The organism is Corynebacterium sp. LaCa78, from assembly GCF_046717505.1.
Lineage (GTDB): Bacteria > Actinomycetota > Actinomycetes > Mycobacteriales > Mycobacteriaceae > Corynebacterium.
In genome coordinates this window covers 1982926-1995847 of sequence record NZ_CP177112.1, presented here as the reverse complement: position 1 = coordinate 1995847, position 12922 = coordinate 1982926, and the positions used below count along the sequence as shown (strand labels likewise).

Below are 12922 nucleotides of genomic sequence, written 5' to 3'. Positions count from 1 at the left end.
TGATGCCCGCCCCACGTGCAGGGGGTATGTGACGGTTGTGGTTATTGAGGGAATACCCCCAAGCTGGAGGACCATTAAGAGAAGCTGGCAAGAACGGGGGAAAATGTCCTAATATAATCGAAGTAAACCTAGGTGTAGGTGGACCCAGTCCGCTGACACTCTGTTATTCAGGAGGATTCTATGACCGCTGTGGCGCCACGGGTCGACGATTACGTCGCTCCCACACGTCCAGAGCCAACCGGTAGGGAAAAGACCGGTTCAAAGGCTTGGGTATTTTTAACCACCACCGACCACAAGCAGCTCGGCATCATGTACTTGATCATGGCCTTCAGCTTCTTCTTCCTTGGTGGCTTTATGGCATTGCTGATCCGTGCGGAGCTTTTCACCCCGGGTCTGCAGTTCCTGTCCAATGAGCAGTTCAACCAGCTGTTCACTATGCACGGCACCGTGATGCTGCTGCTGTTCGCTACGCCAGTTGTTTGGGGCTTTGGTAACTACATCCTGCCTCTGCAGATCGGCGCGCCGGACGTGGCCTTCCCACGTCTGAACTCCTTTGGTTTCTGGGTAACCCTGCTCGGCGGTGTCGTCATGCTGCTGGGCTTTATCACTCCTGGTGGTGCGGCTGACTTCGGCTGGACCATGTACATGCCGCTTGCCGATGGCGTACACACCCCCGGCATCGGCGCCGATATGTGGATCGTCGGTGTGGGCGCTACCGGTGTCGGTACCATTGCCTCCGCCATCAACATGATCACCACCATCTTGACCCTGCGCGCACCGGGCATGACCATGTTCCGCATGCCGGTCTTCTGCTGGGGCATCTTCACCGCCTCCGCCATCGTGCTGATGATCTTCCCGCTGCTGACCGCAGCCGCCTTGGGCGTGCTGTATGACCGCAAGCTGGGCGGCCACATCTACGATTCAGCTAACGGCGGTGCCATCCTGTGGCAGCACCTGTTTTGGTTCTTCGGCCACCCTGAGGTCTACGTCCTCGCACTGCCGTTCTTCGGCGTTGTCTCCGAAATCGTTCCGGTCTTCTCCCGCAAGCCGGTCTTCGGCTACATCGGCTTGGTCTTCGCCATTCTGGCCATCGGCTCGCTGTCCATGGCCGTGTGGGCACACCACCTGTTCGTCACCGGCGCCATCCTGCTGCCGTTCTTCTCGTTCATGACGTTCCTTATTGCGGTGCCTACCGGTGTGAAGTTCTTCAACTGGGTCGGCACCATGTGGAAGGGCCACATCACCTGGGATACCCCGATGATTTGGGTCATGGGCTTCATGGCTACCTTCCTTTTCGGTGGTATGACCGGTGTTATGCTCGCTTCTCCGGCGCTGGACTTCCACTTGGCTGAGTCCTACTTCCTGATTGCGCACTTCCACTACACCCTGTTCGGTACGGTTGTGTTCTCCGCCTTCGGTGGCCTGTACTTCTGGTTCCCGAAGATGACCGGCCGCATGCTGGACGAGCGCTTGGGCAAGATTCACTTCTGGCTGACCTTCATCGGCTTCCACGGCACCTTCCTGATTCAGCACTGGGTCGGCAACATGGGTATGCCGCGTCGCTACGCCGACTACCTGGAGTCCGATGGCTTCACGGTCTTCAACCAGATTTCCACCATCTTCTCCTTCGTCCTCGGCGCTTCCGTTATCCCGCTGGTCTGGAACGTCTTCAAGTCCTGGCGCTACGGTGAGGTCGTTACCGTGGATGACCCATGGGGCTACGGCAACTCTCTGGAGTGGGCAACCTCCTGCCCGCCTCCGGGCCACAACTTCACCTCCTTGCCACGCATCCGTTCCGAGCGTCCGGCATTCGAGCTGCACTACCCGCACATGGTTGAGCGCATGCGCGAGGAAGCTCACGTGGGCAAGCACTAAGGCCGCACTTTAACTCCTGACTACAGCCGCCTTCCCCAGCCTCTTAGAGGTAGGGAGGGCGGCTTTGGCGCGTGTGGGATAATGGTCGTTGTGAATACTCAAGCTGACACCACGACCATTACTAGTCTCGGACCAGACGCTCCCGGAGCGGCCGCCGCTTTCTTTACTGCGTTGGCTGATTTTCCCGTCCCGCTTGCCGATGTCCACCTCGCCACCGCCTCCAACCACCTCGCCCTCACCGCGCAGTGCGATCTGTCCAGCACCGATACCGCAGCACTAGGGGATCGCGTGCGCGAGGCCATGGCGCCGTTCGAGCATGAGGTGTCTATTGCACAAAGCTATGCTGTTGCCATTATTGGTGAGGAGATAAACGCGGGGGATATTAGCGCGGTGCAGAGCGCCGTGAATGGGGAGACGGTCCGCATGCGCCGGATAGCGCTGGATTCCCTTTTCGCCGTGGAACTTACCGTGGCACTAGAAGATGCCGCCGCGGCGCGGCGGGCTCTGCGGGAGATTGCCGCTGAACGCGGTATCGATATCTCCCTCGAGGGCCTAGGCCATCGCGGCAAGCGTTTGGTGTGCTTCGACTGCGATTCGACCCTGATTGAAGGTGAGGTCATCGAGATGCTCGCCGCCCACGCAGGCAAGGAAGCAGAAGTGGCCGCCGTAACCGAGCGCGCCATGCGCGGCGAATTGGACTTTGAGGAGTCCCTGCGCGAGCGCGTCGCGGTGCTGGAGGGCCTGGATGCCTCGATTATCGATGAGGTCGCCCGCGATATCGAGCTGACACCCGGCGCTAAGGAAGCGATCGGAACCCTCCACCGTCTGGGCCACCGCACCGCCGTGGTCTCGGGTGGCTTTATTCAGGTGCTCGAGGGCTTGGCCACAGACCTCCAGCTCGACTACGTGCGGGCCAATACTCTGGAAATCCGCGATGGCAAGCTGACCGGTAAGGTCATTGGGAAGGTGGTCGACCGCCAGGCCAAGGAAGACTTTCTGCGCGAATTCGCCGCGGATTCCGGAATCGGGATGGAGTCCACCGTTGCGGTGGGCGATGGCGCCAATGACATCGCCATGGTCACCGCCGCCGGGCTGGGCGTCGCTTTTGATGCGAAGCCGGCGCTGCGCGAGGCCGCCGATGCCTGCATCACACCGCGCCGCCTCGACGCCGTCCTACCGATGTTGGGAATTGCCAATGTCTAAGTTCGAGATAGCGCACCAACGCCTCGTTGCCGCCTGTACCGCTCGGGATTCCCACGAGGACCCCGCGGATCCGTCGACCGTGCAGGCGATGCAGATAGCCCTCCACCTCCCCAAGCAGGATCCCCCGGCGCGCAGCGAGGTGCTTACCGCGGCCGCCCGCGCCGTGGTGGCCGCCTGTCTAGATGACCGCGCCGGCGAGGACGGTGCCTTCGCCGCGGCGCTCGCGCAGTGGTACGGCCACCGCATCCGCAAGATTGCCCGCCGGGCGCGCAATAAGGCGTGGCGCGATGTGCAGCTGCTGCCTGGTGTCACCGTGGATGACCGCGCGCGTGCCTTTGCACCTTCAGCGGTGGGGGAGGTGGACCCGCTCATTAGCAAGCTGCAGATCGGCCACACCGACCTCGCGATGGACGAGTCAGGGCCTCCGCTTGCCGATGCCCCCATTATCTACGTCGACCGCAGCCTCGCCATGACCGCGGGCAAGGCCGCCGCCCAAGTGGGCCACGGCTCGATGATGCTCGCCGCCGCCATGAGCCAAGAGGAGGCTGCGGCTTGGGCGGCAGAAGGTTTTCCGCTCTCTGTCCGCGAGGCGGACGCAGAGACATTTCGCACCGCCTGCGCGCAGGAGGACGCGGTAGTCATCATCGATGCCGGGTTTACTGAGATCGCCCCGGATTCGGCTACCGTGTGTGCGCTGCGGCGACCAATCGCTTAAGGGCACCGCGCACCGTTTCTGGGTTCGTGGTTTGCCAGAACCGCGGCATGGATGCCTTGAGGAATGCGCCGTAGCGCTTGTATTCCAGCCGGTTATCCAGCACGGCGACGACCCCACGGTCCGTTACGTGGCGCAAAAGCCGCCCGGATCCCTGCGCCATGAGGAGCGCCGCGTGATTGGCGGAGACCTCCATGAACCCGGAGCGGCCGGCGGCGTCGGCTGCCTGGGAGCGGGCCTGCAGCAGTGGGTTATCGGGTCGCGGAAAGGGGATGCGGTCAATGAGGACTAGCGAGCACGATGGCCCCGGCACATCCACGCCTTGCCAAAGCGTCAAGGTGCCAAAGAGACAGGAGTTCTCCTTCGTGGAGAACTTATCTACCAGCGTGCCGATGGCATCTTCGCCCTGCACATACAGGTCAAACGGCAAACGCGGCGCCAGGGCCTCCGCGGCCTCTTCCGCCGCCCGGCGCGAGGAGAATAACCCCAGCGTGCGCCCGCCGGCGGCCATGATGAGCTCGTATATTTCTTCCAAGGTTTCGGAGGACAGGCCATCGCGCCCCGGTGCCGGGAGGTGTTTGGCGGTATATAAGATGCCGGATTTTGCCGGTTCAAAGGGCGTTCCCGCATCGAGAGTGTCATACGTGCCGGACGGTAGGCCCCATTGTGCTGCCATGGCGTCGAATCGCCCGCCTAGGGCCAGCGTGGCCGAGGTAAGCACCACCGTTTGCTCCCCAAATAGGTTCTCGCGCAGCATATGCGCGATAGACAGCGGCGCGACGGCGAGCGTATCGGTGCCCTCCAGCCACACGACATCGTCCTGTGCGGCGGGATCGTCGGTGGCGAAGACCTCCAAGATCCTCCCGATCGCCTCGGCCAGGTCCGTGAGGTGATTACTTAAGTTTTGGCGCTCGGCATTCTTTTCGGGGTCATCGTTGGCCTCGCCTTCTGGGGCGCGGGAGATGAGGGATTTGACGCGCAGGAACTCGTCGGCAAGCGCGCGCAAATGCGCCTGCGACGTCTCATCCAAATCCGTCCACCTGCCGGGCTCCTGCACGCGCAGCAGATCATCGAATTCATCCGCCAACTCCGCCAGGTTGCCGGCATTGCCCAGTGACTTTGCCCGGTTCGCCGCCATCTTAATGGAGCGGGAAGTAATCTCCGCCGTGGACACGGAGGTAATGCGCCCATCGAGCTCGTGGGCCTCATCGATGATCGCCACATCGTGGTCGGGCAGGATATTGGCCTCAGAGATAGCGTCGATGGCGAGCATGGCGTGGTTGGTGACGATGATATCGACATCGGCAGCCGCCCGGCGGGCCTCTTCGGCGAAGCAATCCGCACCGTGCGGGCAGCGCCCAGCCCCCAAGCACTCATTCGAGGTCACCGATACCGCCCGCCACACCAAATCCGGCACGCCGAAGTCTAAATCGTCCCGGTCACCGGTTTCGGTCTCCTGCGCCCAGTCGTGGATGCGGCGCACGGCCTTGCCGCGGTAGGAGATATCGGACTCATCGATAAGAGCCTCCGGATCATCCGGGGTGGCCGCGATCTTATTCAGGCATACGTAATTATTGCGGCCCTTCATGATGGCGAAGGTGGGGGTGCGCTCCATGACATCGGCTAGCGCCTCCGTCAGCCGCGGGAGGTCGCGCTCCACCAACTGGCGCTGCAAGGCCAGCGTGGCGGTGGAGACGACGACGGTGGAACCCGAGTTCATTGCATGCCGGATAGCCGGAACCAGGTAGGCCAGGGATTTACCCGTTCCCGTGCCCGCCTGGACGGCGAGGTGGCGCTCGGATTCCAAGGCCTTGGATACCGCGTTTGCCATGCGAACCTGGCCGGCGCGGCGGGAGCCGCCGAGCGCATCCACCGCCGCGCCGAGCAGCGTTTCCGTGTCGTGGTTTAGGGGATCATCTGCGGGGTCACTCACCCCACACAGTCTAGCGACCTAGTCCTTAAAGCCCACCATTCGCGTGGGCACGGCGGCGTCGTCGCGCGAGAGCGCCAGGCCCTCCCATGGCAGGGTCTTGCGGGCCTCGTCCAGGTAGGTGCGGGAGGCCTCAAGATCGGGCAGGTCCTCCACGATGTGCCCATCGCGCATCAAGGGAATGGTCAACTCGCGGGTGGTCAGCTGGCCCGTATCCGGCGCGTCTGCGGCGAAGGGGTAGACCACCTCTTCTACCGCCACGCCGGAAGACCGGTAGGTGCGCAGCGCGCGCTTGGCTCCGCCCACCGATTGCTTGGACGACGAGCGCTTGGCCACCGGGACCCCGTCGACCTCGACGACCTTGTAGACCATGCCCGCGGTCGGGGCACCGGAGCCGGTGACCACGGAGGTGCCCACGCCGTAGACATCGACGGGATCGCCGCGCAGACCCGCGATGGCAAACTCGTCCAAATCGGAGGAAACAACGATATTGGTATTGTGATTGCCTAGCTCATCGAGCTGCTTGCGCACGCGGCGGGTCACCGCGCCCAAGTCACCGGAATCGATGCGCACCCCGCCAAGCTCCGGGCCACCGACCTTGACCGCGGTCTCGACGCCCTTGGTGATGTCATACGTATCCACCAGCAGGGTGGTATCGATGCCCAGGGTATCGATTTGCGCGCGGAAGGCCGCCTCCTCATTGCTCGTGCCATCCGGGTTCGTATGCGCCAAGGTCCAGGCATGGGCGGCGGTGCCAGATACCGGGATGCCGTAGCGGAAGCCGGCCTCCAGGTTGGAGGTGGCGGTAAACCCGGCGAGGTAAGCGGCACGGGCGGCGGTCACGGCCGCGTACTCGTGGGTGCGGCGGCTGCCCATCTCCAGAATGGGGCGGCCATCGGCGGCGGTGACCATGCGGGATGCGGCAGAGGCGACGGCGGAATCGGCGTTGAGGATAGAAAGCACGATGGTTTCGAGCACCACGCACTCGCCAAAGGTGCCGCGCACCGTCAAGATAGGAGAGTTGGGAAAATACAGCTCGCCTTCGCGGTAGCCGTCGATCTGCCCGGAAAAACGCCAGTCGCGCAGGTACTTGCGGGTATCTTCATCCAGGAAATCCATCTGTTCCAGCTGCTCGGGGGAGAAGCGGAAGTCTTCCACCGCGCGCAGCACGCGGTCGGTGCCGGCGACGACGCCGTAGCGACGCTCATTGGGCAGGCGGCGGGAAAAGACCTCGCAGGTCACGTTGCGGTGGGCGGTGCCATCGCGAAGCGCGGCTTGCAGCATGGTGAGCTCGTATTTATCCGTGAGCAAAGCGGTGGAGCGATCGATAGGGCGTGCTATGTCATTCATGAGCCTGATACTACTCACAGGTTAAGAAGCTTTCAGCATACCCGGGCCACCACCCTAGTGAGCTGTGGGGAGACCCAATGCCCAAAATGCCAGCGAAAAATGATTAGGCTATAAGGCATGAAGCCGCAAAACCCCGAAGTCCGTATGAGCTCTCCCATGGCCACGCCCGACTTGGATGAAGGAATCGAAGTTGATGTGGCCGCGAGCGAGAACCTGCCGTGGATGTGCATCGTCTGGGACGATCCCGTCAACTTGATGAGCTACGTGTCCTACGTATTCCAAACCGTTTTGGGCTACGACAAAAAGCGGGCCAACGAGCTGATGATGCAGGTCCACACGGAGGGCAAGGCCGCCGTGTCCAGCGGCGAGAAGGACAAGGTTGAGGCGGACGTTAAAAAGCTCCAGATCGCGGGTCTGTGGGCGACAATGCAACAGGCAGGGTAGATAGATGCAACCGTGGAAAAAGAAGAAATCGCTCATGCGCGGGTCCAAAATCACGGCGGTATTCGAGCCCATGGAGCGCGAAGTCATCGGCAACCTCACCGCCACCGTCTCTGAGGCGATCATCGGCCGCGCCCAGTCCGCGCCGAAGGATGAGCTCGCGGAAATGCTGGACATGCCCACCGGCCATACCGAGGCCCCCGAGGATCCCTCCCTGGCGCGGCTGTTCCCGGACTTCCAAAAGCCCGGCGATGAGGAATACGACGGCGACGCCTCCCTCTTGCGCTCGCTGCACGAAAACGACATCGCGCGGGCGAAGCTGCAGAACCTGCAGGTCATCGGCAATGCGCTGGGCCCCACCGGCGGGGTAGAGGTCTCCATTTCGGAGCAGGAAGCCCAAGCCTTCGTGGCGGGGCTCAATGATCTGCGCTTATACGTCGCGGCTGGGGACGCGACCGACGAAAACCTCATGACGGACCGCGATACCTTGGTGGAATGGCTGGCCTATTGCCAGGATTCCCTGCTGGAAGTGTTGATGGATTAATGATTGACGGCATTAGCATTGGCCATTTTTCCGCCGAGGACACTGGTGCCACCGTGCTCTACTGCGGCCCGAAGGGCGCGCTAGCCAGCGTGGATGTGCGCGGCGGCGGGCCCGGTACGCGCGAGACCGATCTGTTGCAGCCGCACAATACCGTCGAGCGCGTCCATGCGATCGTGCTTGCGGGTGGGTCCGCCTTTGGCTTGGCCGCCGCGGATGGCGTCATGCGCGAATTGGAAGCGCACGGGGTGGGTTTCCCCGTCTTTGGCGAGGACAAGCCCGGCCCGCGCGTGCCCATTGTGCCGGCGGCGGTGATTTTCGATCTGCTGGCGGGCCCTTCTCGCCCTGGGCCGGAGGATGGCGCGGCGGCGCTGCGGGCGGCAATGGCCGGCCACGACGACACGGTGGGCACGGTCGGCGCGGGCGTGGGCGCTACGGCGGGCAAGCTGCGCGGCGGCTTCGGCCTGGCCACCCGCAAGGTGGGAAACTACGAGGTCAGCGCCGCGATGGTGGCCAATCCCGTGGGCGAGGTCATCGACCCGCACTCCGGCCGCCTCTACGGCGCGCCGGGCCGCACGCCGGTCAACGCGGACGCCTACCGCGACCTGCCGCACGCTGCCGCGAAGCTGAATACGACGATTGGCGCGGTGCTTACCGATGCCCCCGTTACCACCGCCCAAGCCCAACGCCTCGCCATGACGGCCCACGACGGGATTGCGCGCGCCGTTCGGCCCGCGCATTCGCCGCTGGACGGAGATACCATTTTCGCCTTGTCGACGGCGCAGGAACCCGCCGAGGTGGACAAGATCCAGCTGTGCGCTGCGGCAGCCGACGTGGTGGAGGAGGCCATCGTCACCGCGGTCACCGCCGCACGCCCTGGCCTGGGGCTTCGCGCGTATCGCGACTTGCTCGGCTAAGATATTGCCCATTATGACTATGGGTGGAACTTCACGTAATCAGCTGGCGTCGACCAGCACGAACAACCGCGGCCGTGGCCGCATCAGCACCGGCCTATCCTTGGCCCTGGGGTTCCTCGCAGTGGAGTGGTCGGTCCACCTCATCAACGCCGTCGTCTTCGGCGGCGGGCTGTCCAATTACGGCATCCGCCCGCTCGACGTGGATGGCCTGTGGGGCATTATCACGGCGCCGCTCTTGCACGGCAGCCTGGAGCACTTGATGTCCAACTCGTTGCCGGGTGCCCTGTTTTGCTTCCTCATTGGCTTGTCCGGGCGCAGGGTGTGGTGGGAGGTCACCTTGATCACCACCGTGGTAGCGGGCCTTGGAACGTGGTTCTTGGGCGGGGCCGGTACCTCGCATATCGGCGCGTCCGGGCTGGTCTATGGTTGGCTGGCCTACCTCGTGGTGCGCGGCGTCTTCAATCGCTCCCTGCTGCAGATCATTTTGGGCATTATCCTGGGCTTTTCCTATTCCGGACTGATTTGGGGCGTGCTGCCCGTCGCCGAGGGTATTAGCTGGCAAGGCCACCTCTTCGGCGCCCTGGGCGGCGTACTGGCCGGTATGTTCATCACCTCCGATGATCCGGCAAAGGCAGGGAGGAAATAATGCCTAACGCATCGTCTCCCATCGGCATCTTTGACTCGGGCGTCGGCGGGCTGACCGTGGCCCGCGCGGTGATGGAGCAGCTGCCGCAAGAATCCGTTATTTATATGGGCGATACCGCCCACGGCCCCTACGGGCCGCGGCCCATCTCGCAGGTGCGGGCCTTTTCCCAGGATATTGCCGATAAGCTGGTAGAGCGTGGCTGCAAGATGCTCGTCATAGCCTGCAATACCGCCACCGCAGCCTTCCTGCACGATGCCCGCGAGCGCTACGATATCCCCATCGTGGAGGTCATCCACCCGGCCGTGCGCCGCGCCATGTCCACCACGCGCAATGGCAAGATTGGCGTTATCGGCACTGAGGGCACCATCAAATCCGGCGCGTACCAGGACCTTTTCGCGGTTAACCCCAATGTTGAGGCGGTAGCCGCCGCCTGTCCGGACTTCGTGCCCTTTGTCGAGCGCGGGATTACGGCAGGCCGCCAAATCCTCGGCGTCGCCGAGGGGTACCTTGCGCCCCTGCAGGCCCAGGGCGTGGACACCTTGGTGCTGGGATGCACGCACTACCCGCTGCTTACCGGTATCATCCAGCTCGCCATGGGCGAAAACGTGTCCCTGGTGGCCTCCTCAGAGGAGACCACGAAGGACGTCATGCGCCTTCTTACGGAAACGGACATGCTCGCCCCCGAGGGCAACCAGCCGGTCCATTCCTTCGAATCCACCGGCGATCCAGAGGTCTTCGCCCAGCTGGCCACGCGCTTTTTGGGCCCGCAGATCGGCTAAGACAGCCGAATTTCCTCCCCCTTTTTGCGCGCGGTACCAGCATTCGGTCCGGATTCATGGAACTATTGGTTCCATGAAGCTGACCATCCTAGGCTGCTCCGGTAGCGTACCCACCGCAGACAATCCTGCCTCCGGCTATGTCGTGTCCTTCGACAATGCACCGTCCATCATCCTGGATATGGGCTCGGGCACGCTGGGCCAGCTAGCTCAACTGCAGGATCCGTGCGATGCCCACGTAGCCTTTAGCCACCTGCACGCGGATCACTGCGCGGATTTTCCCTCCCTCATGGTGTGGCGCCGCTTCCATCCCACCGCCCCGGCAGCCTCGCGCAACTTCTGCTTCGGCCCGTCTGCCACGCCGACGCACTTGGGCCGCCTGTCCTCCGACGAGGTAAATGGGATCGACGATATGTCCGATACCTTGGCGTTTAGCCCGTGGGTGGCGGGGGAGCGCCAGCTTGTCGATGACGTCTTTATCACCCCCTTCCCCGTCAACCACCCGGTAGAGGCCTATGCGCTGCGCATCGAGCACGCCAAGACCGGCCAGACCATTACCTATTCCGGCGATACGTCTTATACGCCTGCGCTTGTCGATGCCGCCCGGGGCGCCGATCTCTTCCTCTGCGAGGCCACCTGGGGTGCTTCCTCCGAGGGCATGGCACCCGGCATGCACATGTCGGGCGCGGAAGCGGGGCGCGCGGCGCGGGAAGCGGGCGTTGGCACGCTGGTGTTGATCCACATCCAGCCCTGGGGCGATGCTAAGGCCACCGTGGCGGCGGCGCGGGAGGAATTCGACGGCGAGATCGTGCTGGGTACTGCGGGCATGCAGTTCTAAGTTACGCTGGAGGGCATGACTGAATTTACTCGTGCCGATGGGCGCGCGCTCGACCAAATGCGCAGCGTCCGCATTACCCGCAATTTCACCACCAACCCGGCCGGATCCGTCTTGGTGGAATTTGGCAATACCCGCGTGATGTGCACCGCCTCCGTCGAACTCGGGGTGCCGCGTTTCAAGCGCGATTCCGGCGAGGGCTGGCTAACCGCCGAGTACGCCATGCTGCCATCCGCCACCCACGACCGTATGCCGCGCGAGTCCATGCGCGGCAAGGTCAAGGGCCGCACCCACGAGATTTCCCGCCTAGTCGGCCGCTCCCTGCGCGCCGCCGTGGACTTGGAGGAGCTGGGCGAAAACACCATCCAGCTCGACTGCGACGTGCTGCAGGCCGATGGCGGCACCCGCACCGCCTCCATCACGGGCGCCTACGTTGCGCTTGCCGATGCCATCGCCCACCTCAAGTCCGAAGGCGTCGTCCCCGGCGAGCCGCTGCTCGATCCCATCGCCGCGGTGTCCGTGGGCATCATCGACGGCGAAATCTGTCTGGATTTGCCCTATGAGGAAGATTCCCGCGCCGAGGTGGACCTCAACGTGGTGATGCAGGAATCCGGCGACTTTGTAGAAATCCAGGGCACCGGCGAGCACGGCCTCTTTGGCCGCGAGCAGCTCAACGGCATGCTGGATGTGGCCCAGAAGGGCTGCAGCGAGCTCATCGCGGCGCAGAAAGCGGCGCTGGGATGGTAATCCTCGTCGCATCCGGCAATCCGAAGAAGCTGGCCGAGCTCGATCGCATCCTGTCCGAGGCCGGCATCGAGGGCGTGGAGCTGCGCCTGCTTTCCGAGGTCGAACCCTACCCAGAGCCCGTCGAGGACGGCCGCACCTTTGCCGATAACGCGCTCATCAAGGCCCGTGCCGGCGCCTCCGCCACGGGTCTGGTGACCATCGCGGATGATTCTGGGCTGGCCATCGAGGAACTCAACGGCATGCCCGGCGTGCTCTCGGCCCGCTGGTCCGGCGAACACGGCAACGACCAGGCTAATAATGACCTAGTCTTGGCGCAGATGGCGGATGTGCCGGATGATCGGCGCGCCGCTGCCTTCGTCTCCGTGTGCGCCCTCGTGACCCCCGAAGGCACAGAGCGCGTGGCCGAGGGCCGCTGGGAGGGCAAGCTTTTGCGCGAGCCGCGCGGCGCTAATGGTTTTGGCTACGACCCACTCTTCCAACCAGAAGGCGAGTCGCGTTCTGCGGCGGAAATGTCGCCTGCGGAAAAGAACGCGGTCTCGCACCGCGGCCGCGCCCTTTCCCAGCTAGCCCCGTTCATCGCGGAGCTGGCCGGCTAATTAGGCGTTGAGCTGGAATTGCTCCTCGATTTCCTTGCGGCGCTTGTGCTCCATCCAGAAGGACAGGAAGGGCACCACGCCGGCGAGCGCGGTGGTAATCAGCTTGCCGGCGGGCCACAGCGCGCGCGGGCCCAGAATCAGGATGGACAGCAGGTAGGTCATGTACGCGATGCCGTGCACGATGGCGATATAGGTCGCCCATTCCGGGATCTCTGCTCCCATGACGTATTGGAAGAACATGCGGATGACCAGGATGATCAGGAAGATACCGGTCACCGTGGCCGCGATGGAAAAGAACTTCAGCGGGCCGCGGATGCGCGCCTTGCGGTCTGGGTGTACCTGGTTTGTCATGA

The 12922-nt window shown here is 63.5% G+C and carries 14 protein-coding genes; 11 read left to right on the top strand and 3 right to left on the bottom strand.

Features of this window, described 5'->3' with window-relative positions:
- Positions 1-180: 180 nt before the first annotated feature.
- The 3 genes from ctaD to ACLI1O_RS09590 all read left to right on the top strand — a co-directional run bounded on the left by ctaD (position 181) and on the right by ACLI1O_RS09590 (position 3793).
- Positions 181-1875, top strand: coding sequence for a cytochrome c oxidase subunit I (gene ctaD / locus ACLI1O_RS09600; RefSeq protein ID WP_284771047.1), 1695 nt, complete (start codon positions 181-183; stop codon positions 1873-1875).
- Positions 1876-1956: 81 nt separating this feature from the next.
- Positions 1957-3078, top strand: coding sequence for a phosphoserine phosphatase SerB (gene serB, locus ACLI1O_RS09595; protein ID WP_284771048.1), 1122 nt, complete (start codon positions 1957-1959; stop codon positions 3076-3078).
- Positions 3071-3793: a peptidyl-tRNA hydrolase gene (locus tag ACLI1O_RS09590; protein WP_284783334.1), complete on the top strand. Its 723-nt coding sequence runs from the start codon at positions 3071-3073 to the stop codon at positions 3791-3793. Before serB ends, ACLI1O_RS09590 begins: the two co-directional genes overlap by 8 nt.
- Here ACLI1O_RS09590 and ACLI1O_RS09585 read toward each other — a convergent pair.
- Both ACLI1O_RS09585 and ACLI1O_RS09580 read right to left on the bottom strand, forming a co-directional pair.
- Entirely contained in the window at positions 3759-5723 is a 1965-nt protein-coding gene (locus tag ACLI1O_RS09585) for an ATP-dependent DNA helicase (RefSeq protein WP_411706826.1), read from the bottom strand. The two genes, ACLI1O_RS09590 and ACLI1O_RS09585, sit on opposite strands and share 35 nt — an antisense overlap.
- Positions 5724-5741: 18 nt before the next feature.
- Positions 5742-7070: a nicotinate phosphoribosyltransferase gene (locus ACLI1O_RS09580; protein ID WP_239269905.1), complete on the bottom strand. Its 1329-nt coding sequence runs from the start codon at positions 7068-7070 to the stop codon at positions 5742-5744.
- Positions 7071-7187: 117 nt separating this feature from the next.
- Here ACLI1O_RS09580 and clpS point away from each other — a divergent pair, with 117 nt between their 5' ends.
- From clpS to rdgB, 8 genes are all read left to right on the top strand, one after another.
- Positions 7188-7514 (top strand): ATP-dependent Clp protease adapter ClpS, encoded by a 327-nt coding sequence (gene clpS / locus ACLI1O_RS09575; RefSeq protein WP_239269904.1) that lies wholly within the window; start codon positions 7188-7190, stop codon positions 7512-7514.
- A 4-nt stretch (positions 7515-7518) separates the two neighbouring features.
- Entirely contained in the window at positions 7519-8055 is a 537-nt protein-coding gene (locus ACLI1O_RS09570) for a DUF2017 domain-containing protein (protein ID WP_023029180.1), read from the top strand.
- Positions 8055-8969 (top strand): P1 family peptidase, encoded by a 915-nt coding sequence (locus ACLI1O_RS09565; RefSeq protein ID WP_239269903.1) that lies wholly within the window; start codon positions 8055-8057, stop codon positions 8967-8969. Before ACLI1O_RS09570 ends, ACLI1O_RS09565 begins: the two co-directional genes overlap by 1 nt.
- 13 nt (positions 8970-8982) lie before the next feature.
- Positions 8983-9615 (top strand): rhomboid family intramembrane serine protease, encoded by a 633-nt coding sequence (locus ACLI1O_RS09560; protein ID WP_239269902.1) that lies wholly within the window; start codon positions 8983-8985, stop codon positions 9613-9615.
- Positions 9615-10394 carry a glutamate racemase gene (gene murI / locus ACLI1O_RS09555; protein WP_239269901.1) on the top strand — a complete coding sequence of 260 codons (780 nt, stop codon included), beginning with the start codon at positions 9615-9617 and terminating at the stop codon, positions 10392-10394. Before ACLI1O_RS09560 ends, murI begins: the two co-directional genes overlap by 1 nt.
- Positions 10395-10467: 73 nt before the next feature.
- Positions 10468-11229: an MBL fold metallo-hydrolase gene (locus tag ACLI1O_RS09550; protein ID WP_239269900.1), complete on the top strand. Its 762-nt coding sequence runs from the start codon at positions 10468-10470 to the stop codon at positions 11227-11229.
- Positions 11230-11244: 15 nt separating this feature from the next.
- Positions 11245-11973: a ribonuclease PH gene (gene rph, locus ACLI1O_RS09545; protein WP_005277773.1), complete on the top strand. Its 729-nt coding sequence runs from the start codon at positions 11245-11247 to the stop codon at positions 11971-11973.
- Positions 11967-12569, top strand: a complete 603-nt coding sequence (rdgB, locus tag ACLI1O_RS09540) for an RdgB/HAM1 family non-canonical purine NTP pyrophosphatase (RefSeq protein ID WP_239269899.1) — start codon at positions 11967-11969, stop codon at positions 12567-12569. Before rph ends, rdgB begins: the two co-directional genes overlap by 7 nt.
- Here rdgB and ACLI1O_RS09535 read toward each other — a convergent pair whose 3' ends face one another.
- Positions 12570-12920 (bottom strand): DUF3817 domain-containing protein, encoded by a 351-nt coding sequence (locus tag ACLI1O_RS09535; RefSeq protein WP_005277777.1) that lies wholly within the window; start codon positions 12918-12920, stop codon positions 12570-12572.
- Positions 12921-12922 lie beyond the last annotated feature (2 nt).